The organism is Nocardia sp. NPDC046473, from assembly GCF_040645995.1.
In the GTDB taxonomy this organism is placed as follows: Bacteria; Actinomycetota; Actinomycetes; order Mycobacteriales; family Mycobacteriaceae; genus Nocardia.
The window spans coordinates 592,484-616,015 of sequence record NZ_JBEYZJ010000003.1 but is presented as its reverse complement, the minus strand read 5'-3'; the positions used below and the strand labels follow the sequence as shown (position 1 = coordinate 616,015).

The window sequence follows — 23,532 nt, the reverse complement described above, 5'->3', positions numbered from 1 at the left end:
TGTGAATTGCGCATGACTGGGTTTCGAGCAGGGCGAACTCCGGCGATCGTCGAGACGGTCGCCGGGTACCTGTCAGATCCGCAGAATCGACAATTCGGCCAGGGATAGCACGGTCCACGGCGGTGACCGTTCCCGCCGCGGCCGCCAATGACGCAGCCGCGCAACACCATTGCCCGGACGATCGACGGCGATCCGGTACAGCAGCACCAGCGTCGACAGCAGGGCAGTAGCGGCAAGGATGAACACGCAGCCGTGCATTCCACCGTGGGTGCCGCCGCATCCGTCTCCCGCGCAATCCGCGCCTGGCACACCATGATCGGCGTCGGGCATGATGACGAGCTGGTTGACGGCGGCCGGCATCGCCAGCGCGCCGTGATCGGGGACCGCCGCATCCGCGTGACCATGCGTCGCGAACACCGCCGCGTGCATCGCCACGATCCCGGCGAGCAGCACCAGCACGCCGAGCCCCCGGGCGAGCCCGGTTGCGCGGAGCGGGAGGTGCTGTTCGACCACGCGGCCAGTGTAGTGAGGGCTACTCGGCGCGATGTTGATACCCCCTGGTGGTACGGGTACCTACGGGGTGGCGACGTCGATGACCAGTCGCGTCGGGTTGGTCAGCGTGGTGACGGTGAATCCGGGGCGGTCGGCGTTGACGCCGATAAACGACTGGGTGGTGCCCTCGAACACGAGGGTCCGATAGACGCCCGCGATGAGGGGTGCGCTCGGCTCGGTCGCCGGATCCGGGCCCGCGTACGGCGCAACGGCACTGTCGAACGGGTACGCCGAGCCGAGGATCTGCACTTCGAGGATCGAGCTCCCGGCCACGTCGATCGGCTTGCCGCTGCCGTCCTGCACGGCCCGGTCGGCGTACTGCACGATCCAGCCGGGAGTGCCCTTGCCGCCGAGGTCGTAGACCACCCGGTCGAAGCCGGACTGGTGGCCGATCCGAATGTTGGTGACGGTGAGGCCCGCGTCGCCGGACGCGGTGCCCCGCTTGGTCGTCGCGTCGCGCGGAGTGCTCGGTGCTTCGGCCATGGTGCCGGTGGTCGAGGTGGGAGCGGCAGGGGTGCTCGCGGTGGATCCGTCGTCGCCGCAACCCGCGAGCAGTGCCGTCGCGGCGGCGATGGCCAACACCATCCTGTTACGCATGGGACTGATGGTAATCGGCTATCAGTGCATCGTGCGGGATTTATGGGTTTCTCGATGTTTGCCGTCGGAAGTAACTTCGGGTGAACCGCCCGTGGGTCTGTGTCGTAGTCCTCGATGACCGGACGCGAATCGCGCGTCATCGATCGATCCGGAGGATCTGAATAATGCTGTCGACCAAGCACTTCCAGCGAGCCGCGCTGCCATTCGCCGCTGCCTCGGTGATTCTCGCCGGTTTGCTGAGTGCCTGCGGAAGCGCCGACCCGGCGAAACCGGCGCCCACAGCGTCCCCGGCCCCGGTGGTGTCGACCTCGGTCGCGGCCCCGGCGGGCGCGCCGCAGAATCAGGCGCCCGCCAAGATGCAGGACTGGCTGAAGATCTACGGCGGAACCGCGCCGACCGGCACGAATGGCGTTCAGCTCGCCATCGCGGACAATAACGCTGTCGGACAGTACGTTACGGCCACCGACCGCGCGCTGTATCGATTCGACAACGACACCGCGAAGCCACCGAAGTCGAATTGCGCGGGTAATTGTGCCGCGACCTGGCCGCCGTTGGTCGCGCAGCGCGGCCAGGCCGTGTACGCCGGGGGCGTCGACCCGCAACTCGTCGGCTTCGTCGAACGTGCTGATGGCGCATGCCAAATCACCATCGCCGGTTGGCCGGTCTACTTCTTCGCCAAGGATCAGAAGGCGGGCGATCTGCTCGGGCAAGGTGTCGGTGGAGTCTGGCACGCGGTGACTCCCACCGGCGGCAAGGCGGGGGGCAATTGACCGTAATATGTTGTGGTGCTGGCACTTTCGTCTAGCCCACAAGAGACTGCACGGTTTGCTGGGGCGGGTTTGCCGGGGCCGGTGTGAACCTAGGGCAACGATCTAGCACACTTGTGGGGTGGCAGATATCGAGGACGTACTGAGCCGGCTGCGGCGGTATCCAGATGTAGAGGCGTTAAACCTCTATGCCGTGGATGCCGCCGATCGGCTGATCCTCGATGTCGCCGACGAAGCGCTCGCCAGTTCTGATAGCGGAAAGATAGCTATCCTAGGCGACGCGTACGGTGCGCTGACCATCGGCGCGGTCGCCGCGCACGACCTGCGCAACGTCCGTGTGTATCAGGATCTGCTGACCGGCGAACTCGCCCTGGCCAACAATGCCCGCGCGCTCGGGTACGCCGATCGCTACACGGCGTATCCGCTCGGCCGCGACCTGCTCGCCGGCGTCCGAGTGGTGCTGCTGCGGCTGCCGCGGGCGCTGGCGGGGCTGACCGAGGTCGCCGACGCCATCGCCCGCTACGCCGATCCCGAGGTGGTGGTGTTCGCCGGCGGTCGGGACAAGTATCTGACGAAATCGATGAACGACGTTCTGGCCCAATCATTTTCCGAGGTCCGGGCCAGCCGTGGCCGGCAGAAGTCGCGCACCCTGCTGGTCAGCGGGCCGAAACCGGTCGGCGAGCCGCCGTTCCCGGTCCAGGACCGGCTCGACGATCTCGGCATCGACGTGGTCGCACACGGTGCCGCGTTCTCCGGTGCCCGGCTGGATATCGGCACCCGGTTTCTGCTCGACCACCTGAAGTGGATGAAACCCGATGCGCGCGAGGCCATCGACCTCGGCTGCGGCACCGGGATACTGGCCGTCGCGCTGGCCAAGGCGCGGCCCGCGCTCCGCGTGCTCGGCACCGATCAGTCGGCGGCCGCGGTGGCCTCGGCCCGGGCGACGGTAGCCGTCAACGGCGTGGCCGAGCGGGTGACGGTGGTGCGCGACGACGCGATGTCCTCGGCCGCCGACAACAGCGCCGACCTGGTGCTGTGCAATCCGCCCTTTCACGTCGGGGCCGCCGTGCACACCGGCTCGGCGATCAAGATGTTCGCCGAGACCGGTCGGGTGCTGCGACCCGGCGGTGAGCTGTGGACGGTATTCAACTCACATCTCAATTACCGCGGTGTGATCGAGCGCATGGTCGGCCGCACCGACGTGGTCGGGCGCAACCGCAAGTTCACGGTCACTCGGTCCGTGCGTGGCCTGCACGACGCGCAACAGCGGTAGAGTCCGAATTGTCCGCGTCGGCAAGTTCCCCGGGAACTCGTGCCGCGCAGCAAACGTTGGACCTAGCAGTTGGTTCGCGAGCGAGAGCTCGTCGAACAGCGGCATCGACCAGAAAGGGACGCAAGTGCGTAGCACAAGCAATCCGGTTTTCCGAAACTTGCCTCGGCAAGAGGGCAGTGGCTACGCCAACTTCGGTTCCGGCGTGACCGGTGCGGGCCAGATGGGTCAGCAGTACGGCAACCAGTACGGGCAGCAGTACCAGCAGCCGCAGCCGTACCAGCAGCCGACGGCCACCAGGGCCATGACCATCGATGACGTGGTGACCAAGACGGCCATCACGCTGGGCGTGCTCGCGCTGTCGGCGATCATCTCCTACGGCCTGACCAATGCGAACAATTCGCTGGCGCCGCTGTTCGTCATCGGCGGTGGCCTGGTCGGCCTGGTGCTGGTGCTCGTCGCGACCTTCGCCAGGAAGATGGACAACCCCGTCATCGTGCTGTCGTACGCGGTGTTCGAGGGACTGTTCGTCGGCGCGCTGTCGTTCATGTTCACCAACGTCTCGTTCGGCGGCGTCGGCGGCAGCGCGATGATCGCGCAGGCCGTGCTCGGCACCTTCGGTGTCTTCGCGGGCATGCTGGTCGTCTACAAGACCGGCGCGATCCGTGTCACACCGCGCTTCACCCGGATGGTTGTCGGCGCCATGATCGGCGTGCTGGTCTTGGTGATCGGCAACCTGATCGCCAGCTTCTTCATCTCCGGCGGCCTCGGCCTGCGCGACGGTGGCCCGCTCGCGATCATCTTCAGCCTGGTGGTCATCGCGATCGCCGCGTTCAGCTTCCTGCTCGACTTCGACGCCGCCGATCAGCTGATCCGCGCGCAGGCGCCGGAGAAGGCGGCCTGGGGCGTCGCGCTCGGCCTGACCGTCACCCTGGTCTGGCTGTACGTCGAGATCCTGCGACTGCTGAGCTACTTCAACAACGACTAAGGGCAGCGGTTCCCGCCGCTGAACTGACACACGGGTGGTTGCCGGAGATTTCCGGTAACCACCCGTTGCGTGTCTCGGGCCGAATCAGCTCAGCACATCGGTCGCCACGTGATCATCGCCGCAATGCTCGGCCAGCACCGCGACGCCGACCGAGTTCTCGGTGCGCAGCGGGAGGATCTCGCGATACGCGGGCGAGTCGTACCAGCCCTGTGCCGCAGCGGAATCCGGGAACTCGATCACGATGACATTGCCGTTCGCCGGCCCCTCCAACACGGTCTGCTTGCCGCCGTGCACGATGAACTTCCCACCGAACGGCGCCAGCGTCGCGTCGATCCGCTGGAGGTACTCGACGATCTCGGCATTGACGTCGACGTCGTGCAGGTGGGCGATCGCGTAGGCGGGCATTGCGGACTCCTGAGCTGTTGTTGCGTTGACGTTCTTCATCTTTGACGTTCCAGGTAGCGAAAGCGATTACCTGACAGGTAAAGCCACAGACGAGAAAGGGCGGTCACCGGAAACTGGTGACCGCCCTTACGTATTACCTATCTCAGCTGAGGCGCTCGATAACCATCGCCATGCCCTGGCCGCCGCCGACGCACATGGTCTCCAGACCGAACTGCTTGTCGTGGGTCTGCAGGTTGTTGATCAGCGTGGTGGTGATGCGCGCACCGGTCATGCCGAACGGGTGGCCCAGCGCGATGGCACCGCCGGAGACGTTCAGCTTGTCCTCGTCGATCTTCAACTCGCGGGCCGAGCCGAGCACCTGCACCGCGAACGCCTCGTTGATCTCGACCAGGTCGATATCGTCGATCGACTTGCCCGCCAACGCGAGTGCGCGCTTGCACGCCTCGATCGGGCCGAGGCCCATGATCTCGGGCGACAGGCCGGAGACGCCGGTGGACACGATGCGGGCCAGCGGGGTCAGGCCGAGCTCCTTGGCCTTGGAGTCGCTCATGATGACCAGCGCTGCGGCGCCGTCGTTGAGCGGACAGCAGTTGCCCGCGGTGACGGTGCCGTCCGGGCGGAACACCGGCTTCAGCTTGCTGACCGCCTCGTAGGTGACGCCGGCGCGCGGGCCGTCGTCCTTGGACACGATGGACCCGTCGGGCAGCGTGACCGGGGTGATCTCGCGCTCGAAGAAGCCGTTCTTGATCGCTTCCTCGGCCCGGTTCTGTGACCGGACGCCCCAGCGGTCCTGCTCCTCGCGGGTGATGCCGGTGAAGCCGGCGACGTTCTCCGCGGTCTGGCCCATCGCGATGTAGGCGTCGGGGATCAGGCCGTCCTCGCGCGGGTCGTGCCAGATGCCCGCGCCGCCCTCGGCGGTCTTCGCGGTGCGCGCCTGCGCCTCGGCGAAGAGTTCGTTCTGGGTGTTCGGCCAGCTGTCGGCGGAACCGTTCTTGTACCGGGACACGGTCTCGACGCCCGCGGAGATGAACGCGTGCCCCTCGCCGGCCTTGATCGCGTGGAAGGCCATCCGGGTGGACTGCAGCGACGACGCGCAGTAGCGGTGCACGGTGGTGCCCGGCACGAAGTCGTAGCCGAGCTGGACCGCGACGATACGGCCCAGGTTGAAGCCGGACTCGCCACCGGGAGAACCGCAGCCGAGGATCAGGTCATCGATCTGGGCGGGGTCCAGGGCGGGCACCTTGTCGAGCGCCGCGCGGACGATCTGGGTGGTCAGGTCGTCGGGCCGCATGTCGACCAGCGATCCCTTGGCCGCCCGGCCGATGGGGGAGCGGGCGGTCGAGACGATGACAGCCTCAGGCATGAGGACTCCTTTGTCGGAAGGAACGTGCGAACCGCTGTTGTTACTCGCGGGTTCCTATCGAATCTACGTCGCGCCCCGGTGAACGGGAACCGGGGGTCGCCTCGGCCAGCGCCTCGAGCAGGACCGGAAGAAGTTGCGCGGCGGCGAGTTCGTAACCGGCCGCCGAGGGATGGAAACCGTCGGCGGAGAACAGGAGTTCGGGTTGGGCCCGGAATTCCGGCGCGAGCAGATAGCCCATCGGCACCGGACGGCCGCCCGCGACGCTGGTGGCCACCGTTTGCGCACGAGCCAGCCGGACGCTCCAGTTGTGCACCACCGTGCGCAGCGGCTGCGGAATCGCGGTCACCGTGCCGAGATTCGGGCAGGTGCCGACCACGACCACGCTGTCGGCCATCCGCAGTCGGGCGACCGCGGCGGCCAGCCTGCGGGCGGAGGCGCGGACCGAGTGCTTCTTGGTGATGTCGTTGGCGCCGATGAGGATGATCGCGGCGTCCGGCGGCGGCCCGGCCACGAACATGGCGTCCACCTGACCGGACAGCCCCTTGGAGGTGGCGCCGGAAATCGCCTTGGTGCTCAATCGGATTCGCTGGTCCGTGGCGAGGGCGAGGCCACGGGCCAGGCGCACGCCGGGCACTTCGTCGGCGACCAGGCAGCCGACACCGGCCGCGGTGGAATCGCCGAAGACCATCAGGTGCAGATCCGCCTGCTTACCGGAGCGCCAGCGTTCTGGTGCCAGGCAGCCCGCCGTGTAGATGCCGTCTGCTTCAGGGGGTTTCGAGGTGTCGCGGCCGATGACGCCGCGCGCCGCGCCGGCCTGCGCCATCAACAGTCGAGAGGTCGCCCACCATGCGGCGCCGGTTCCGGATCCGGCCAGGACTGTTGCGGCACCGGTCACCGCGGCGGTACGCCAGCCGATGCGTGGTGCGCTCACAAAACAAAATGTACCGACTTTATGCAGGCGGGGCAGCAGGAGCGGGAACGTCGAACCAACCGTGCGCCGGAATACTCGCCGCGTCGGTGGTGACAGTGACCTCGACATGGCCCGGGCCGGTGTCCTGGAACAGCGCGTACTGGATGCTGCCGTAGAGGCCGGTCACGATGGTGTCCTCGTACCGGCCTGCCGCGCCGGTGGTGGTGTTGCGCCAGTCCACCATGGTGTGCACCTCGCACAGCGGGGCCAGCGGATAGTCGCCGTCGCCGATGCCGACGACCGGGAGCGCGCGCATATTGATAATGGCCCGGCCCGGCCACGCTGGGCTGACATCGGCCCAGGTGCGCACGGTCGTCCCGCACAGGCCACCGTGCGCCATGGTGAGCACCTGCGGGAATTCGACGGTGACTGCGTTCGCCTGCGCGCCCGGTCCGACCAGCGCGGCCAGTGCCGCTCCGGCCAGCACAACGCCGGCCCTGGCGATGTTCGGCTGCTCCATGGTTCGGATCCTAAATGGGTGTTTGCCCGATTCCCGGTTTGTCGGGCCGGACGGCCTTGCGCGTGGCGTGCGCCAACTCACACCGGGTCCATCTGGAACTATGGGGCGCATGCGCATCGCCGACCATGTCGTGGACCTCATCGGCAATACGCCGCTGGTCCGGTTGAACTCTGTTGTAGGACCGAATACCGGACTGGTAGCGGCCAAGATCGAATATCTGAATCCGGGTGGTAGCTCCAAGGATCGGATCGCGGTGAAGATGATCGACGCGGCCGAGAAGTCCGGGCAGCTGAAGCCCGGCGGCACCATCGTCGAACCCACCTCGGGCAATACCGGTGTCGGCCTGGCGCTGGTCGCCCAGCAGCGCGGCTACCACTGCGTGTTCGTCTGCCCGGACAAGGTCAGCGAGGACAAGCGCAATGTGTTGCGCGCGTACGGCGCCGAGGTTGTCGTGTGCCCGACCGCCGTCGCACCGGAGGACCCGGCCAGCTACTACAGCGTCTCCAACCGTCTGGTCGGTGAGATCGACGGCGCGTGGAAGCCGGACCAGTACTCCAACCCCGGCGGCCCGGACAGCCACTACGAGACGACCGGTCCGGAGATCTGGCGCGACACCGAGGGCAAGGTCACCCACTTCGTCGCGGGCGTCGGCACCGGCGGCACCATCACCGGTGTCGGCCGCTACCTCAAAGAGGTGTCCGGCGGCAAGGTCAAGATCATCGGCGCCGACCCGGAAGGCTCGGTGTACTCCGGCGGCACCGGACGGCCGTACCTGGTCGAGGGGGTCGGCGAAGACTTCTGGCCGTCCGCCTACGACCCGGCGATCCCGGACGAGATCATCGCGGTCTCCGACGCGGACTCCTTCGACATGACCCGGCGCCTGGCCCGCGAGGAAGGGCTGCTGGTCGGCGGCTCCTGCGGCATGGCCGTGGTCGCGGCCATCGAGATCGCCAAGCGCGACCCGGACGCGGTCGTGGTGGTGCTGCTGCCCGACGGCGGCCGCGGCTACCTGTCGAAGATCTTCAACGACCAGTGGATGAGCTCCTATGGCTTCCTGCGCGAGCGCCTCGACGGCAGTACCGTCGAGCCGATGGTCGGCGACGTGTTGCGCGGCAAGTCCGGCGAACTGCCCGACCTGGTGCACACCCATCCGTCGGAGACCCTGCGCGACGCCATCGAAATCCTGCGCGAATACGGGGTTTCGCAGATGCCGGTGGTCGGCGCGGAACCGCCGGTGATGGCGGGCGAGGTCGCGGGCAGCGTCTCGGAACGTGATCTGCTCTCGGCGGTGTTCGAAGGCCGTGCGCACCTGACCGATCCGGTCGGCAAGCACATGAGCCCGTCGTTCCCGCTGATCGGCGCGGGCGAACCGATCTCCGCCGCGACCAAGGCGCTGTCGGACACCGACGCGTTGATGGTCGTCGAGGAGGGCAAGCCCGTCGGCGTCATCACCCGGCACGACCTGCTCGGCTTCCTGAGCGTAGGCACACTAGGCCACTGAGCTGAATTCCGGCACGCCTCTTAGCTTTCGGCGCACTGTCAGCTCGGATTCGATCCGAGCTGACAGTGCGCCGATTTCGTGATCGAGGCGGTTAGGCGGGGTTGTCGTTCGTGACGCGATCTTGTCGCAGCGTCGAGACCCGGCCGACGGCCCACGCGACCAGCAGTGCGGCGAGGAACGAGAGCAAGGACGCACTCATCCACGCCTGCTTGGTGAAGTGCAGCTCCTCCTGCACGTTCACCCAGAAGTCGGTCCATACACCGGCGTCGCCCGGGTTGATGAGTTGGTAGACCGAGAGTCCGGCCAGCCAGGCGACGATCATGCCCCAGCGTGGTGGGGCGTCGTCGGCGGTGTTCCATTCGCCCTTCGCGCGCAGGAAGAAGTCGGCGACGAGCACGCCGAGCAGCGGCACGAACACCGAACCGATCAGGCCGAGGAAGCCGAAGTAGTTGGCCATGTTCAGCTGCAGCGCGAGCACGGTGATCAGCAGGCCGAGGCCGATCGACAGGATGCGCCGGTCGATGCGCGGGGCGAGGTTCTGGATCGAGACGGCGGTGGAGTACACGTTGGCGAACGACTGGTCGGCCTCGCGCAACACGAAGACGAAGAAGAACAGCCCGCCGAGACTGACCTGCAGGAACGGCGAATACTGGCCGTCGCCGGTGGCGCGGGCCAGCGCGAACAAGCCGAGCGTGTAGGCCACGATCTGCGTGACCGCATACGCTCCGCTGGCCGCGCCGAACGCCGTGCCGGTGCTGCGCGAGTGCCGGGTGTAATCGGCGGCGACCGGCACCCAGGAGATCGACACCGCGAGCGCCGCGTCGGTGGCGATCCAGAAGAGGTTCCAGTCCGCGCCGAACGGGCCGCTGCCGTGCGGGCCGGGGTTTGCCGACAGGTCGGGCAGACCGGTACGGAAGAACTGGATGTAGAACCAGATCAGCGCGATCACCACGCCGACCGTGACGAACCGGCGCAGCATCCGCACCGAGCCCAGCGGCCAGATGGTCAGGACCGTGGTGAGCACCCCGGCCGCCACCACATAGAGCCAGTGCGGACCGCCACCGAACAGCTCGTCGGCCGCGTCGCCGATGACGATCAATTCGAAGGTGCCCCAGCCGATCAGCTGGGCGATGTTCAAAACGGTTGGCAGATAACTGAGTTTCGCGCCGAACAGGCCGCGCAACAGCACCATCGCCGGCTTGCCGGTCTTCGCGCCGGGCACGGCCGCCAAGCCGAGCATCAGACCGCCGACGACGGTGCCGACGATCATCGCGAGGATGCCCGCGGAGATGGAGATCTGCGGTGCGCCGTCGGAATTCGGCGCGAGCACGGTGTACGCGCCGGAGAAGGCGATGAGGCTGACACCCAGGTTTGCCCAGAATGCGCTCTGGTCCCAGAAGGACAGCACCTTCGGGGCGGGCTCGTCGAGGGTGAAGGGGGCCTCGTGCCGTTCGGAGTTGTGCAGGGTCGATGAAGACATGCCCGAAACGCTCTTCCTACGCCGGCATTACCCGGACAGGTTCATGCGGTCGGCGAAGCGCTGGGGTCCGCCCTCTCAGCCCGGCCTTGCCCGAGCTCCCGCGGTGGGGGTGGTTCGGGCGAATAGTACACGCGGCCGCTCGGCGGTCCGTGCGATCCGCAAGGCCGGACCGGGTGAACAGTGGTGAGCTGCGGGTTCGCTCGAGTTGCTACCGTGGAGATCGAGTAGAGTGCGAAAACCTGCGTGACTTAGGAAATGTCCGCTCTGAACAGGTAATCGACTTCCTGCGTCCGGGATCACACCGTCCGTTAACCCTGATAACGGAGTCGTTACTGTTTGTTCATTAGCTGGGGCAAGGATTACTAGGTATGACTCGGAGGCAAGTGATCGGTTGGGTAGCTCTGCTGGCCTCGGTGCTTGCCGGGGCGGAGTTACTCGATCGAGTGCATTTTCCCGCACCGCAGATGATCCTGGCGATCGTCGTCGGCGGCGCCCTGGCGTTGGCCGGGAAGTTGCCCGCGCCGATGCCTCGGCAACTGTCCTGCGGCGTGCAGTCCATGCTCGGCGTGTTGATGGGCAGTTATCTGGAGATCTCGCTGCTGTCCAGCATCGGGTTGGCGCTGATCCCGGTGCTCGCGGTGACGGTGGCGACGCTGCTGATCAGCCTGCTGGTCGCGGTGGTGTTCGCCCGCTTCGCCCACGTGGAATTGCCGACCGCGACGCTCGGCCTGCTGGCGGGCGGTTCCGCGGCGGTGGTGGCGGTGGCCGACGATATGGACGCCGATCCGCGCCAGGTGGCATTCATGCAGTACCTGCGGGTCGCGCTGGTCGCGGTGAGCGCGCCCGCCCTCGGCGCCCTGCTCAGCAACAGCGGCGACAGCCTGAGCAGCGGACACGCGACGCTCGGCGCCTCGGTCACCAATCCCGACCTGCCGTTCTGGATGATCGTCGGCCGTGGTGATCAGGTCGCCGGGTTGTCCATCGCGGTCATGCTGTGCGTCGTCGGCACCAAGCTCGGCAAGCGGTTCAATCTGCCGAGCCCCGCGCTGATCGGGCCGATGCTGATGACCGCGGTGCTCACCGCGCTCGGCGTGAGCCACGGGTACGCGCCGACGAACCTGTTCAAGGATCTGCTGTTCGTGCTCATCGGCTTCGAGGTCGGCACCCGCTTCACCCGAACCGTCGTCCGCGAGATGGCACGGATGATTCCCGGCATGACGGTCACCATCGTCGCGCTGTCGGCCATCGTCGCCGGTCTGGCCTTCGCGGTCGCCACCTTCGTCGACCTCGAGCTGTCCGACATCTACCTGGCCACCACGCCCGGCGGTATCAACGCCGTGCTGGCCACCGCCGAGTCGATGGACGCCAACCTCCCGCTGATCACCTGCGTACAGAGCATGCGCCTGCTGTTGATGGTGCTGATGCTGCCGTTGCTGGCCAAGGGGATGCGCTGGTTCTCGGCGCGGCAACTGTCCATGCGGGAACCCGAACTAGCGGTCTGACCCGGCCTGCGCGGACACTATCCGGCCGGGCGCCCGCCGTTCTCCTCGTTCGACGCGAAGATTGTCCGACAAGGCCGGATGCCCCTGCGCCACTAGGCTTTTCGCACCGCACCCACAATGAGATCCGTCCACTCGTCCGCCAACGAGGCCAGCCGATACCACGCCGCGTGCACCCGGACATCGGACACTTTCTCGGCGGTGTGCAGCAGATAGCTCGCGTGCGCGTGGGCCGCGGCCATGCGGTCGACCGTGGCGCCGAGCGATCCGGTGCGTAGGTGCTCGGTGCAACTGCGGCGCGGCAGCTGGGTGGCCACCCAGGTATCGATGGCGGCGACCAATTCGGCACGGCGGCAATCGATTCCGGCGGCGGCGAGCGGATTGCCGCGGCGCTGCCGATGCAGGATGGCCAGCTTGCGGGCCCAGCCGATCAGCGGATGCTCGGCGTTCGGATCACCGCCGCGGCTACCGAAGGCGGCGACCAGTTCCCGTTGATCCGGCAGCGACCGAGCGGTGCCTCCGGTGGCGGGCAGCGCGCGATCACGCACGAACATCGCGGGCTCCCGGCGGCTGGTGATTCGCATCAGGGCAGGGGACCAACCATCGATCGATGAGGTCGGCTGACAAGGTCTTCATCGTGCACCTCCGGGTGACGTCAGGCGGGAGGCATTGCCCTGATGCCGAATCCGAGATAACAGTGCGCCTCTTACCTCGGCGTGTCGGTGACATCGAGATGGCACTGTGATGACAGGTCGTAACAATCTTCTCCTCATCGCGTGGTACGGGGTTGTGAGGAAGACCGACCAGTCGGGGTGGCCGCAGTCGAGAGTACGTCCTCCGGTTACGGATCGAGCGAGCGGTCGCGCCGAAAGCCGCAATGTGGCAAATTATCTGCAAACGGAAGGTTCGAGTTATGTGGCCGGGGTATAACCGGCGTTGAAGCAGCCTCGGCAAACCGCCCTGGCGTAATCGGATAGCGAAGGGACGGGCATGTACACCTCCAGTTTGGCTATCGATTTCCAGAAGGGGTTCTCGGACGCGTGGAGTTCGGTGGCCACGTTCGTCCCCAAGCTGGCCGGATTCATCGTCATCCTGCTCATCGGCTGGATCGTCGCGAAGGTCGTTTCGACGATCGTGGACAAGGTGCTCGACCGGCTCGGCTTCGACCGCCTTGTCGAGCGTGGCGGCCTCAAGCAGATGATGTCGCGCAGCCGCTACGACGCGTCGGATCTGCTGGCGAAGCTCGCCTACTACGCAATCCTGTTGATCGCCCTGCAGCTCGGGTTCGGCGTGTTCGGTCCGAACCCGGTGAGCGACCTGCTCGACGGCATCGTCTCGTGGCTGCCGAAGGCCGCCGTCGCGATCATCATCGTGGTGATCGCGGGTGCGATCGCCTCCGCGGTGCGTGACCTGGTCGGCAACATGCTCGGCGGCCTGTCCTACGGCGCGATGATCGGCCGGGTCGCCGCGGTGTTCATCTGGGGCGTCGGCATCGTCGCCGCACTGAACCAGATCGGGGTGGCCACCTCGGTCACCATGCCGATCCTGATCACGGTGCTCGCCACCATCGGCGGCGTACTGGTGGTCGGCGTCGGCGGCGGCATGGTGCGGCCGATGCAGCAGCGCTGGGAGAACTGGCTGAGCGGGCTGGAAGAGGAGATGCCTGCGGTCAAGGGGCATGCGGAGGCGTATTCGCGTGGCCGTGAGGACGCGTCGCGGGAGCAGCTGTGGATGGATCAGCAGGCCTCGCGCGGCCAGCACGCGCAGCAGTGGGATCAGGGCGCGATGCAGGGCGGCGGTTCGTACGAGCAGTCCGGCGAGTACATGGGCTATCGCGATCCGGGCGATCGGCGCTAGGCCGAACTGCGAACGCGTCCGCCGTGGGCTCTGGCCTACGGCGGACGCGCTGTGTCAGGGGTCGATCAGGCGAACTGCTGCGAAGGGTGCAGGCACACGCTCGCCAGGCGCAGCTGGACCCAGTCGGCGTTCGCCCAGCTGCCGAGATCGCTCGGTGCCGCACCGGTCATCCCGTGCCCGGCGGCCTCGCGTACCTGGTCGAGGAGGCCGCGGGCGTAACCCGCGAGCAGCACGCTCATCGGCACCCGCGCGGCGCTCTCGACGCCGAGCTCGAGGATGTCGCGCACGGCCGCGGCGTGCTGATCCAGCGCCGCCGACAGCGCGGGCAGTTCCGCCGCCGCGGCGAGCGCCGGCACCCCGTGCGTCTTGTGCAGGCGGGTCAATATCTTGCGCGCCGACACTTCGAGCAACGCGGGGCCGAGCAGAAACATGTTCCTATGCTAGCAATCGGCGAGTCTTTATAAAACTGTGACGCTTGACCCAGTCTGTTTTGCCGCATAAGTGCGTTCCAGCAAACTTGCCGCACGAAAAACATTGCTGGCGAACCAGTTTCCCGGCCACTGTCGATTAATGCGACCGTTCGGTATTTACAGGTCGATCGCTCGGACTTCGATGGCCGGGAACTGATTCGCCCGACGCCCGCTCGTTACCTGAACGCGTTGGCGTCGGTCAGCGCGCGGCCGAGCACTAGCTGATGCACCTCCGCCGTGCCCTCATAGGTGAGCACCGACTCCAGGTTGTTCGCATGGCGCAGCACCGGATAGTCCAGCGTGATGCCGTTGGCGCCGAGGATGGTGCGGCACTCGCGGGCGATCGCGATGGCCTCCCTCGTGCTGTTCAACTTGCCCGCACTCACCTGCTCGGGAGTCACCGTGCCGCGATCCTTCAGTCGGCCCAGGTGCAGGGCGAGCAGCTGACCCTTGCCGAACTCCAGGGCCATGTTCGCCAGCTTCGCCTGGGTCAGCTGGTACCCGGCCAGCGGCTTGTCGAACACCTCGCGGGTGCGCGCGTATTCGATGGTCGAGCTCAGGCAGTCGCGGGCCGCGCCGAGCGCGCCGAAGATGATGCCGAACCGCGCCTCGCTCAGACAGGCCAGCGGCGAGGCGAGCCCGCGCGACTCCGGCAGCACGGCATCGGCGGGCAGCCGGACATCGTCGAAGTCCAGTTCGGCGGTCACCGAGGCGCGCAGCGACAGCTTGCGATGCATCTCGCGGGCGCTGAATCCGGGCGTCCCGGCGGGCACCAGGAAGCCGCGGATCACCTGCCTGCCCTCGTCCTCGGTCTGCGCCCAGACCACCGCGATATCGGCCACCGAGCCGTTGGTGATCCACATCTTCGAGCCGTTGAGCACCCAGTCGGCGCCGTCGCGCTTGGCCCTGGTCCGCATGCCGCCGGGGTTGGAGCCGAAGTCGGGTTCGGTGAGCCCGAAGCAGCCGAGCGCGCGCCCGGCCGCCATCTCCGGCAGCCACTGCTGCTTCTGCTCCTCCGAGCCGTACTTGTGGATCGCGGTCATCGCCAGCGAGCCCTGCACCGACACCATGCTGCGCACGCCGGAATCGACGGCCTCCAGCTCCTGGCAGGCCAGGCCGTACATCGTCGCCGACATGCCCGCGCAGCCGTAACCCTCGAGATGCATGCCGAGCAGCCCGACCTCGCCCAGCTGCGGCGCGATCTCGCGAGCCGGGAAGGTGCCCTCCTCGAACCAGTCCGCGATGTGCGGTCGCAAGCGTTGATTCGCGAAGGTCGCGACGGCATCGCGGATCTCGCGCTCATCGTCGGACAGCAGGGAGTCGATCGCGAACAGTTCTTCCACAGTCACCATGCGCTAAGCGTAATTGGGAGGCCGCCGGTGATATCGGGGTCTTCGGAGGTACTCGTCATAAATTTTCCGGCCTACCCGCCCTAGCTGCGTAACTACATCGGAGCGGGGGCGCGATCGTCCGCAGAGTATCCATCTGGTACTACCGGGGGGTTGCCCGGAAATCGCCCCTGATTAGGCTGGGCGTATGAGTGAGCTGGGGTTCTCCACTAGGGCCGTCCACGCAGGATTCGATCCCGACCCGCAGACCGGCGCGGTGAACGTGCCCATCTATGCGAGTTCGACGTTCGCCCAGGACGGAGTCGGCGGTCTCCGTGGCGGTTTCGAGTACGCACGCACCGGAAACCCGACCAGGTCCGCACTGGAAGCGAACCTCGCCGCGCTCGAATCCGGCACCTACGGCCGGGCATTCGCGTCGGGCATGGCGGCCACCGACTGTGCCCTTCGCGCCGTGCTGCGGCCCGGTGACCACATCGTCATCCCGGACGACGCGTACGGCGGCACCTTCCGGCTGATCGACAAGGTGTTCAGCCAGTGGGGCATCGAGCACTCGCCGGCCCACGTGTTCGACGTGGACGAGATGCGCGCGGCGATTCGGCCGAACACCAAGCTGGTGTGGGTCGAGACGCCGACCAACCCGCTGCTGAGCATCGGCGACATCCCGGCGCTCGCCGACATCGCGCACGGCGCGGGCGCGAAGCTGGTGGTGGACAACACCTTCGCCACCCCGTACCTGCAGCAGCCGCTGCTGCTCGGCGCCGACATCGTCACGCACTCGACCACCAAGTACCTCGGCGGCCACTCCGACGTGGTCGGTGGCGCGCTGATCACCAACGATCCCGAACTCGACGCGGCGTTCGCCTTCCTGCAGAACGGCGCGGGCGCGGTGCCCGGCCCGTTCGACGCCTTCCTCACCCTGCGCGGCACCAAAACCCTTGCCGTGCGGATGGATCGGCACTGCGACAACGCGGAGACCCTGGCCGAGTTCCTGACCAGGCATCCGGCCGTCTCCCAGGTGATCTACCCCGGCCTGCCCGAGCACCCGGGCCACGCGGTCGCGGCCAAGCAGATGCGCCGGTTCGGCGGCATGATCTCGGTGCGCCTGCACGGCGGCCCGGACGCGGCCCGCGACTTCTGCTCGCGCACCAAGGTATTCACCCTCGCCGAGTCGCTGGGCGGGGTGGAATCGCTGATCGAGCACCCGGCCGCGATGACGCACGCGTCCACCGAGGGCTCCGTGCTGGAGGTGCCCGCCGATCTGGTGCGGCTGTCGGTCGGCATCGAGGACGCCGCCGACCTGCTCGCCGATATCGAGCAGGCGCTCGGCTAGGAACCGCAGCGATGACGAAACGGCCGCACCTCGGAAACGGGTGCGGCCGTTCGTGTCTCAGGGGAACAGGTCGGCCGGGTCGCGGGAGACCACGGCCGGAAGCATCAGCTGTGGTACGGCTCCGCGCTGACCAGGGTGACCTTCATCGTTTTGCCGTTGGGCAGCGTGTACTCGCGGGTGTCGCCGACCTTGGCGTCGATCAGCGCGCCGCCGAGCGGGGACGCCGGCGAGTAGGTCTCCAGCTTGGAGTCGTTCAGGCCCTCTTCGCGGGTCGCGATGAGGAAGGTCTCGGTGTCGGACTCGTCGCCGTCGTAGTAGACCTTGACGACCGAGCCGGGGAGTGCGACGCCGGACTTGGTCGGCGCGACACCGACCTTGGCGTTGTTCAGCAGCTCCTGCAGCTGGCGGATGCGCGCCTCCTGCTGGCCCTGCTCCTCGCGCGCGGCGTGGTATCCGCCGTTCTCCTTGAGGTCGCCCTCTTCACGGCGTTCGTTGATCTCGGCAGCGATAACGGGACGATTGGCAATGAGCGCATCGAGTTCGCCCTTGAGCCTGTCGTGCGACTCCGGGGTCAGCCAAGTCACTTGCGTCTCAGTCATCTCGATCACTCCCTAGTAGTTGTTCCCGGCAGGCCGGGATTCCCTGATAACTGCCGCGGTACCCACCCGTGGGGCGGGCACGCACCAGTCGACGGCTAGAGCGATCCTGGGAAGTTCATCGAACCCCGACAGACCCTGGTTCCGGGCAAAGCTCATAATCCGGAACAGATAGCGCTGGCCGCCAATGCAGCAAACACGGCTCCGAACCCCGGAACCGTGTATCAGGCCATTTTAGCATGAATCACAAACGTGCAGGTCGGAGTTAATTTCGAGGAGAAATGGTACGGCAAAAGAGGCAAATCACCCTGCTCGGAGATAGCTGGGAACCTGCCCACTGCAGCCGTAGATACTGCTCGACGCCGGTCGAGACGATGTCTTGACCGTGGTGGTCTGCTCGATCGTGCCGCTGGTAGACGGCTCGATCAGCACCTCGCGGCGACCGACCTCGACACTGTCGCGCGCCATTGCGCGGACGAAACATACCGCAGCCTGTCCAGGGTCCTTGCGGGTGACCTTGATCCGGATCGTCATGGTCGCGTCGTCGACGACGGTGTAGCCGAGCTGCTCGGACTCGATGTCCTTCGGGCCGTACTTCTGGTACCCGATGAAGGCGACGCCGCACCCGAGCAGCACCACGACCACGCCGAGAACCAGCGGCAGCCAACGGCGGTCGACAGGAGCCTTTGTTCCGTACCGGTCGGTCGGCCTACTGCTCGTCGCCGGCACCGGGGCGTCGCTTCGATCGGTCACAAGGTCGCTCCCGGGGGGTAAGTCGGAACAAATGTCGGTCGAATGGAACTATAGGGAACGAAGACCCGACACCCGCGAGCGAGAGCGATGGTGAACGAGACGTGAGTGGCCTTCGCCTCATGGCGGTGCATGCCCACCCCGACGACGAATCGAGCAAGGGTGCTGCGACGACCGCCCGGTACGCCGACGAAGGACACGATGTCCTCGTCGTCACGCTGACCGGTGGCGAACGTGGCAGCATCCTGAACCCCGCGATGGACACCCCCGGTGTCCTGGACCGGATCAACGAGATCCGGCGCGAGGAGATGGCCGCCGCGGCGCGTGCGCTCGGCGTGCGCCAGCACTGGCTCGGCTTCGTCGATTCCGGTCTGCCGGAGGGTGATCCGCTGCCGCCGTTGCCGGAGGGCAGCTTCGCGGTGGTGCCGCTGGAGGAGGCGACCGAGGCGCTCGTCCGGGTGGTGCGCGAGTTCAAGCCGCACGTGATGACGACCTACGACGAGCTGGGTGGCTACCCGCACCCGGACCACATTCGCTGCCACGAGGTGTCGGTCGCCGCGTACGAGGCGGCGGGCGATCCGGAACGGTTCCCCGACGCGGGCGAGCCGTGGACGCCGCTGAAGCTGTACTACGACCACGGTTTCACCGCCCGGCGGATGGAGGTCTTCGCCGAGGAGTACGAGCGGATGGGTGAGCCGTTCCCGCTGCAAGAATGGCTGGACCGGATGCGCAAGTACGTGCCGGAGCGCGGCGACGTGTTCTCCAGGGTGACCACGCAGATCGACTGCGCCAAGTACTTCCCGCAGCGCGATGACGCCCTGCGCGCGCACGCGACCCAGATCGACCCGAATGGCGCGTTCTTCGCCATTCCGCTGGAGCTGCAGCAGCGGCTCTGGCCGACCGAGGAGTTCGAACTGGCCAAGACCAGGGTCAAGACGGCGCTGCCGGAGACCGATCTGTTCGCAGGCATCGAAGACGAGCAGCGGTGATGCTGGTTCTGCTCGCCCAAGCGCCCGGCGGCACGCCGACCGGGCCGGAGTTCGGCAAGGCCTCCCCGCTCGGCCTGGTCATCATCCTGGTCCTGCTCGCGGGCACGGTGCTGCTGGTGCGTTCGATGAACAAGCACCTCAAGAAGCTGCCCGCAACCTTCGAGCCGGAACACCCGGAACCGGACCAGGAGGCCGACGAGGGGACCGAGCGCGGCATCACCAGCCGGCCCGAAGAGGCCGAGTCGGACGGCCGGGCCGAAAAGACCTGACTGCCGCACAGTGACGAATTCGGCGCCGCACGACACCATCTGGTGGAACGCGGCGCCGAATCGTTTGCGGCTGTCCCGGAATCGGCTGGTTGAACCGGCAACGAGTGATGGGCGGGACCGGTTGAATTTCAATCGGGCGTAACAGGTTTAAACAACACCTGAAGTGGATAACGAAATGAGTACGGCTGGAGCTTAATCGAAAGTGGTTGTCAGCTTCACACGCACTGCATAGCGCGGTCTACGGTCGCAACGCTGCCAGCACAACAGTTTTCAAACGTTGTGGGATGGGCGTTGCGTGCGCACCGGGCGCATTGCACACTGTAGCGAGATGTATTCGGCTCGCGCATCGGCTTAATCCACCGGCCACCGAGAAGCACACTGCTGGCAACCTAATTCGCCGCGAGCAGCTTTCGCAACGGCCTCCGTATGTCGCCCGCTTGTGTTACCAATTCAGCCAGACCGCTCGACCGAAGGAAGCTCATGGAGAACGTGATCGGACAGATCGACCGTGCACTCGATGCGACGAGCCTGATCGTCGCCGCCTTGGACGAGAGCTCCATGGCGGCGCCGACGCCTTGCCGGGAGTGGGATGTGCGCACCGTGCTGAACCATACGGTGGGCAACATGCACTTCTTCGCGGCCGCGCTGAGCGGCACGGATTCGGGTGCCGATCATGAATCCGATTGGCTCGGCGGCGATCCGCAGGGCGCGTACGCGGCGGCGGCGGAGGTGGATCGGGCGGCCTGGCACCGGCCCGACGCACTGGACAACACCGTGCACGTTTCGTTCGGCGCGCTGCCCGCACCGGCGGCGGCCCTGGTGCACCTCACCGAACTGGTTGTGCACGGCGTCGACCTCGCGGTCGCCATCGGCAGGCCCGAGCTGGCCGACGATGAGCTGTGTGGCGAACTTCTCGCCACCATGCAGGCCAAGGGTGGCATCGACCAGTTCCGGACGCCCGGCGTCTTCGACGCGGAAGTCTTTGTCGAAGAAGGGGAGCCCGCTCATCGTCGGCTGCTCGGCTACGTCGGCCGGGAAGTGCTCGCGCGCACGCCGTAGCGCGGGCTAACGGATCCGCACCATGGTCGAGGCCGCGAGCAGCAACAGTTCGCGATCGGCGATCTGCTGGTAGCCGAGTCGGCCACCGTGGTTGCGGTGCAATGCGTGCTGCTCGGCATGCACCGAGGACGTCGTCGCAGTGATATCTCGGGCTGCGTCGGCATTCCGGCGTGCGATGGAGAATTTGCGCATGGCAATTCTGCCCTTTCGTTCAGCTGCAGGTATATCGACCCGATTTCCTAGGCGCCCACCGTATTTCGGGCACACCAGGGAAACGTGTGCCGCACTGTGGGTGCGTATGTATGCGCACCGGAGTTCGCGGTATGTCACCGTCGGCTCACTCATAATCGAGCCGACGGTAGGTAGCTCTATCGGTCGAGCTATCGGATCCGCCGATTCGGTCGAAACGACCGTTGTCCGCGCACCGGGCGCGTTGCGAACTGTATCCGGTCGAATTCGACCGGCGCATCCTATTTTTCGGCGACGCGGCGGACCGGGTGGCGCAGGATGGTCTTGGCCTGCGCGGCCGGGACCCGGCGTGGGTCGGAGAGATAGATCTCGTGATGGCGGCCGTTCATGGTGAGCCCCTCGGCGCTCATGAACGCGTCCATCTTCGCCAAGGTCTCCGGTTCAGTCGCATACGGGCCTACGTGCAATACCTGGACGGCGGCACCTTCGGTGAGCCGCTCGAAGGTTGCCCCGTGCACCATGTCCGAGGTGACGGCGTCCGGCATGCGGATCATCAGCTGCCAATGCCACTGCGCGCGAGGCACCGTCAGTGGAGGTTCGTCGGACTCCACCCACCACAGCCCCTCCAGCTTCGGCACGACGAAATCGTGCCCGCCGACCTTGGCGATCTTCTTGGCGCCGTGCGCGGTCCGATAGAGCGTCTCGACGGCCGCGAGGTACTCCGGGCCTTCCGGAGCTCCCGAACCGGTAACCGTCACGTACCCGTAGGTGCCGAAGGTGCGCAACGTCGGTTCCGTGGGTGCTTGGTAGTAGTGCTTGTCGGTCTTGGCCAAGTCGAGCTTCATACCGCCAGCCTGAACGCTCCAGCGCCGGGAGAGTCAAGGATGTGGCAGGTTGGGGAGCCGTGGATGAGTTCTTTCGGAGCGTCGGGGTGCAGGGTTGGGTGCATGCCCGGTGTTTCGACTGTGGTGCGGAGGCGGGGTCGGGTGCGGACGAGCCGGTGGTGCTTGCGTCGGTGGTGAAGGTGCCGCTGGTGCTGGAGTTCGCCCGGCAGGTGGCGGCGGGGCAGCTGGACCCGGCCGACCGGGTGCGCGCGGGCGGCGCGGATCGGCTCGGCGGGGTCGGCACGGCGGGTTGTCACGATGATGTCGACCTGAGCCTGCGCGATGCCGCGTTCTTCGCGCTCACGCTGAGCGACAACACCGCCGCCGACCTGCTGTTCGACCGGGTCGGCATCGAAAATGTGCGCTCGTTGATGCGCGAGCTCGGTCTAGCGGGCACCCGGATCGTCGGCGCACCGCGAAACATCGTGCAGGGCATGGCCGAGGACATCGGCGCGCGCGATGCCGCCGAGTTCGCCGCGCGGTTCCCGGCGCTCACCGTCGCGGAGATCCTCGGCACCCGTGCCCTGGATCCGCACCGGACCACCGCGAGCACGCCGCGGGAGATGACCCGGCTGCTCACCCTCATCGGTCAGGACCGCGCTGGTCCTGCCGAAGTGTGTCGGTGGGTGCGCGATCTCATGCGCCAACAAGTGCATTGGCATCGCCTCGCCGGCGCGTTCCCGCCGGAGGTGCAGGTGTGGGCCAAGACCGGCACGCTGCCAGGGATACGCAACGAGATCGGTGTACTCGAGTACCCGGACGGAAGCCGTTATGCCGTAGCGGTATTCACCAGGGTTGGCACCCTGGCCCAGCGGCTACCCGAGGTGGATCGTGTGATCGGCGCCGTCGCCGCGCACGCGATCGGCAGCATCGTGCACGGCTGTGCCTCGCCCGTACCCGCCGCCAGCGATGGTGCGCTACCTCTTCGGCTCGCTCGCTGACGCTGGCTCATGGCCTGCCGTACACCACATTCCACGGTCGTTGCGGCGCGGCCCGCACCGCCGCGGGCCGAGACGCACCGTCGCCCTGCACAACTCGCACGATCAGCTCGGCCAGTTCGGGCGCCAGCGGATGCGGCGCGGCCGCGGGCCAGGCGAGCGAGAGCCGCCAGCTCAGCGTGCCCTCCGGTAGCGGCCGCCAGACCACCCTCGGTTCCTTCTGTGCCACCATGCCCTGATCGAAGGCGACGCCGCGGCCGGAAAGCACCATGCCGAGCACGAATTCGGGATTTCGGGCGTGCTGCACCCGCGTCGGTTTGAAGCCGTGTTCCCAGCAGGTGCGCAGCGTAGCGTCGTAGAGCCCCGGCGCGGCTGCCCGCGGAAAGATCACCAAGCCGAGCCCGGCCAGCTCGGCGAGGGTGAGCGAAGAACGCACGGCCAGTGGCGAATCGCGGGGCAGCACCACGCCGACTGGAGTGTCCACGGCGGGACCGAGTTCGAGGCCGACCACGTCGACCGGATGCTGCAGCAGCCCGGCGTCCAGCTGGCGGTCGGCGAGCAGGCGAACCTGCTCGGCGGTGGTCAGCTCCTGCAGATCCACGCGGACCTCGCGACTTTCGAACGCGGTGAGGATCGCGGCGAGTACCCGCCCGGCCAATTCGGGCGGCACACCGACGCGCAACGCGTCCATCTCGCCCCGATGCGCCTTGCCGACCAGTGACGTCGTGCGCTCCCAGCGAGCGAGCAGGTCGCGGGACTCGGCGAGCAGGATCTGGCCCGCCTCGGTGAGTTCGACGCGGCGGCTGTTCCGGTCGAACAGCCGGGCGCCGAGGTCGGTTTCGAGCTTGCGGATGCGCTGGCTCAACGGCGGCTGGGCGATGCCGAGGCGCTCGGCGGCCCGGCCGAAATGAAGTTCTTCGGCAACGGCAACGAAATACCGCAGCTGACGCAGCAGGTCCACGCTGCGACGATATCGCTTTCGATATCGCCGAGCAGGTCG

Annotated in this window: 26 protein-coding genes and 1 riboswitch; of the genes, 11 read left to right on the top strand and 15 right to left on the bottom strand. The window is 67.0% G+C overall.

The genetic code is table 11. The annotated features are described in order from the left end of the window. Positions 1 to 72: 72 nt before the first annotated feature. Together ABZ942_RS12970 and ABZ942_RS12965 are read right to left on the bottom strand one after the other, a co-directional pair. Positions 73 to 513, bottom strand: a complete 441-nt coding sequence (locus ABZ942_RS12970; RefSeq protein WP_357381322.1) for a DUF6153 family protein — start codon at positions 511 to 513, stop codon at positions 73 to 75. Between the two features lie 60 nt (positions 514 to 573). Next, a complete protein-coding gene (locus tag ABZ942_RS12965) occupies positions 574 to 1,149 on the bottom strand; it encodes a hypothetical protein (RefSeq protein WP_357381321.1) in 576 nt (191 codons plus the stop codon). Positions 1,150 to 1,313: 164 nt separating this feature from the next. Here ABZ942_RS12965 and ABZ942_RS12960 point away from each other — a divergent pair, with 164 nt between their 5' ends. From ABZ942_RS12960 to ABZ942_RS12950, 3 genes are all read left to right on the top strand, one after another. Then, complete coding sequence (locus ABZ942_RS12960; protein WP_357381319.1) at positions 1,314 to 1,919, top strand: hypothetical protein; 606 nt, start codon at positions 1,314 to 1,316, stop codon at positions 1,917 to 1,919. 118 nt (positions 1,920 to 2,037) lie between these two features. Further along, positions 2,038 to 3,189: a methyltransferase gene (locus ABZ942_RS12955; RefSeq protein WP_357381317.1), complete on the top strand. Its 1,152-nt coding sequence runs from the start codon at positions 2,038 to 2,040 to the stop codon at positions 3,187 to 3,189. Positions 3,190 to 3,313: 124 nt separating this feature from the next. Next, positions 3,314 to 4,174 carry a Bax inhibitor-1/YccA family protein gene (locus ABZ942_RS12950; protein ID WP_357381315.1) on the top strand — a complete coding sequence of 287 codons (861 nt, stop codon included), beginning with the start codon at positions 3,314 to 3,316 and terminating at the stop codon, positions 4,172 to 4,174. An 84-nt stretch (positions 4,175 to 4,258) separates the two neighbouring features. On the opposite strand, the gene ABZ942_RS12945 is transcribed toward ABZ942_RS12950, so the two are convergent. The 4 genes from ABZ942_RS12945 to ABZ942_RS12930 all read right to left on the bottom strand — a co-directional run bounded on the left by ABZ942_RS12945 (position 4,259) and on the right by ABZ942_RS12930 (position 7,372). Beyond that, entirely contained in the window at positions 4,259 to 4,618 is a 360-nt protein-coding gene (locus ABZ942_RS12945; protein ID WP_357381313.1) for a DUF1330 domain-containing protein, read from the bottom strand. Between the two features lie 103 nt (positions 4,619 to 4,721). Then, on the bottom strand, positions 4,722 to 5,942 hold the full coding sequence (locus ABZ942_RS12940; RefSeq protein ID WP_357381311.1) for an acetyl-CoA C-acetyltransferase: 1,221 nt from the start codon (positions 5,940 to 5,942) through the stop codon (positions 4,722 to 4,724). A 40-nt stretch (positions 5,943 to 5,982) separates the two neighbouring features. Next, positions 5,983 to 6,873, bottom strand: coding sequence for an SGNH/GDSL hydrolase family protein (locus ABZ942_RS12935; RefSeq protein WP_357381309.1), 891 nt, complete (start codon positions 6,871 to 6,873; stop codon positions 5,983 to 5,985). 19 nt (positions 6,874 to 6,892) lie between these two features. Continuing rightward, positions 6,893 to 7,372, bottom strand: a complete 480-nt coding sequence (locus ABZ942_RS12930) for a hypothetical protein (protein ID WP_357381307.1) — start codon at positions 7,370 to 7,372, stop codon at positions 6,893 to 6,895. A 109-nt stretch (positions 7,373 to 7,481) separates the two neighbouring features. On the opposite strand from ABZ942_RS12930, the gene ABZ942_RS12925 reads away from it, so the two are divergent. Then, entirely contained in the window at positions 7,482 to 8,873 is a 1,392-nt protein-coding gene (locus ABZ942_RS12925) for a cystathionine beta-synthase (RefSeq protein ID WP_357381305.1), read from the top strand. Positions 8,874 to 8,964: 91 nt separating this feature from the next. On the opposite strand, the gene ABZ942_RS12920 is transcribed toward ABZ942_RS12925, so the two are convergent. Then, on the bottom strand, positions 8,965 to 10,353 hold the full coding sequence (locus ABZ942_RS12920; protein WP_357381303.1) for a cytosine permease: 1,389 nt from the start codon (positions 10,351 to 10,353) through the stop codon (positions 8,965 to 8,967). Beyond that, positions 10,350 to 10,465: riboswitch (TPP riboswitch) on the bottom strand. (Overlaps the previous gene by 4 nt.) Positions 10,466 to 10,721: 256 nt before the next feature. Here ABZ942_RS12920 and ABZ942_RS12915 point away from each other — a divergent pair. Continuing rightward, a complete protein-coding gene (locus tag ABZ942_RS12915) occupies positions 10,722 to 11,855 on the top strand; it encodes an AbrB family transcriptional regulator (protein WP_357381301.1) in 1,134 nt (377 codons plus the stop codon). Positions 11,856 to 11,947: 92 nt separating this feature from the next. Here ABZ942_RS12915 and ABZ942_RS12910 read toward each other — a convergent pair whose 3' ends face one another. Further along, entirely contained in the window at positions 11,948 to 12,436 is a 489-nt protein-coding gene (locus ABZ942_RS12910; protein ID WP_357381299.1) for a DUF4254 domain-containing protein, read from the bottom strand. 406 nt (positions 12,437 to 12,842) lie between these two features. On the opposite strand from ABZ942_RS12910, the gene ABZ942_RS12905 reads away from it, so the two are divergent. Then, entirely contained in the window at positions 12,843 to 13,709 is an 867-nt protein-coding gene (locus ABZ942_RS12905; RefSeq protein ID WP_357381297.1) for a hypothetical protein, read from the top strand. A 65-nt stretch (positions 13,710 to 13,774) separates the two neighbouring features. Here the strand turns inward: ABZ942_RS12905 and ABZ942_RS12900 are convergent, their stop codons facing one another. Both ABZ942_RS12900 and ABZ942_RS12895 read right to left on the bottom strand, forming a co-directional pair. Further along, a complete protein-coding gene (locus ABZ942_RS12900; protein WP_357381295.1) occupies positions 13,775 to 14,140 on the bottom strand; it encodes a DUF6401 family natural product biosynthesis protein in 366 nt (121 codons plus the stop codon). A gap of 215 nt (positions 14,141 to 14,355) precedes the next feature. Further along, positions 14,356 to 15,531 (bottom strand): acyl-CoA dehydrogenase family protein, encoded by a 1,176-nt coding sequence (locus tag ABZ942_RS12895; protein WP_357381293.1) that lies wholly within the window; start codon positions 15,529 to 15,531, stop codon positions 14,356 to 14,358. A gap of 184 nt (positions 15,532 to 15,715) precedes the next feature. Here ABZ942_RS12895 and ABZ942_RS12890 point away from each other — a divergent pair, with 184 nt between their 5' ends. Beyond that, the gene (locus ABZ942_RS12890) at positions 15,716 to 16,858 is read left to right on the top strand and encodes a cystathionine gamma-synthase (protein WP_357381291.1); all 1,143 of its coding nucleotides are present in this window, start codon (positions 15,716 to 15,718) and stop codon (positions 16,856 to 16,858) included. 104 nt (positions 16,859 to 16,962) lie between these two features. Here ABZ942_RS12890 and greA read toward each other — a convergent pair whose 3' ends face one another. Then, the gene (gene greA / locus ABZ942_RS12885; protein WP_040738717.1) at positions 16,963 to 17,457 is read right to left on the bottom strand and encodes a transcription elongation factor GreA; all 495 of its coding nucleotides are present in this window, start codon (positions 17,455 to 17,457) and stop codon (positions 16,963 to 16,965) included. Between the two features lie 300 nt (positions 17,458 to 17,757). Next, positions 17,758 to 18,207, bottom strand: a complete 450-nt coding sequence (locus ABZ942_RS12880) for a DUF4307 domain-containing protein (RefSeq protein WP_357381289.1) — start codon at positions 18,205 to 18,207, stop codon at positions 17,758 to 17,760. Positions 18,208 to 18,326: 119 nt separating this feature from the next. Here ABZ942_RS12880 and mca point away from each other — a divergent pair, with 119 nt between their 5' ends. The 3 genes from mca (at position 18,327) to ABZ942_RS12865 (ending at position 20,521) form a co-directional block, all read left to right on the top strand. Next, on the top strand, positions 18,327 to 19,193 hold the full coding sequence (gene mca, locus ABZ942_RS12875; RefSeq protein WP_357381893.1) for a mycothiol conjugate amidase Mca: 867 nt from the start codon (positions 18,327 to 18,329) through the stop codon (positions 19,191 to 19,193). Then, positions 19,193 to 19,462 (top strand): hypothetical protein, encoded by a 270-nt coding sequence (locus ABZ942_RS12870; protein WP_357381287.1) that lies wholly within the window; start codon positions 19,193 to 19,195, stop codon positions 19,460 to 19,462. Before mca ends, ABZ942_RS12870 begins: the two co-directional genes overlap by 1 nt. A 480-nt stretch (positions 19,463 to 19,942) precedes the next feature. Next, a complete protein-coding gene (locus tag ABZ942_RS12865; RefSeq protein ID WP_357381285.1) occupies positions 19,943 to 20,521 on the top strand; it encodes a TIGR03086 family metal-binding protein in 579 nt (192 codons plus the stop codon). 6 nt (positions 20,522 to 20,527) lie between these two features. Here ABZ942_RS12865 and ABZ942_RS12860 read toward each other — a convergent pair whose 3' ends face one another. Together ABZ942_RS12860 and ABZ942_RS12855 are read right to left on the bottom strand one after the other, a co-directional pair. Further along, complete coding sequence (locus tag ABZ942_RS12860) at positions 20,528 to 20,713, bottom strand: hypothetical protein (RefSeq protein ID WP_357381283.1); 186 nt, start codon at positions 20,711 to 20,713, stop codon at positions 20,528 to 20,530. Positions 20,714 to 20,991: 278 nt separating this feature from the next. Beyond that, positions 20,992 to 21,555, bottom strand: a complete 564-nt coding sequence (locus ABZ942_RS12855) for a GyrI-like domain-containing protein (protein ID WP_357381281.1) — start codon at positions 21,553 to 21,555, stop codon at positions 20,992 to 20,994. Positions 21,556 to 21,614: 59 nt separating this feature from the next. Between ABZ942_RS12855 and ABZ942_RS12850 the strand changes: the two genes are divergently transcribed. Beyond that, positions 21,615 to 22,535: a serine hydrolase gene (locus ABZ942_RS12850; RefSeq protein ID WP_357381279.1), complete on the top strand. Its 921-nt coding sequence runs from the start codon at positions 21,615 to 21,617 to the stop codon at positions 22,533 to 22,535. A gap of 7 nt (positions 22,536 to 22,542) precedes the next feature. On the opposite strand, the gene ABZ942_RS12845 is transcribed toward ABZ942_RS12850, so the two are convergent. Further along, positions 22,543 to 23,493 (bottom strand): LysR substrate-binding domain-containing protein, encoded by a 951-nt coding sequence (locus tag ABZ942_RS12845; protein WP_357381277.1) that lies wholly within the window; start codon positions 23,491 to 23,493, stop codon positions 22,543 to 22,545. Between the last annotated feature and the right edge of the window lie 39 nt (positions 23,494 to 23,532).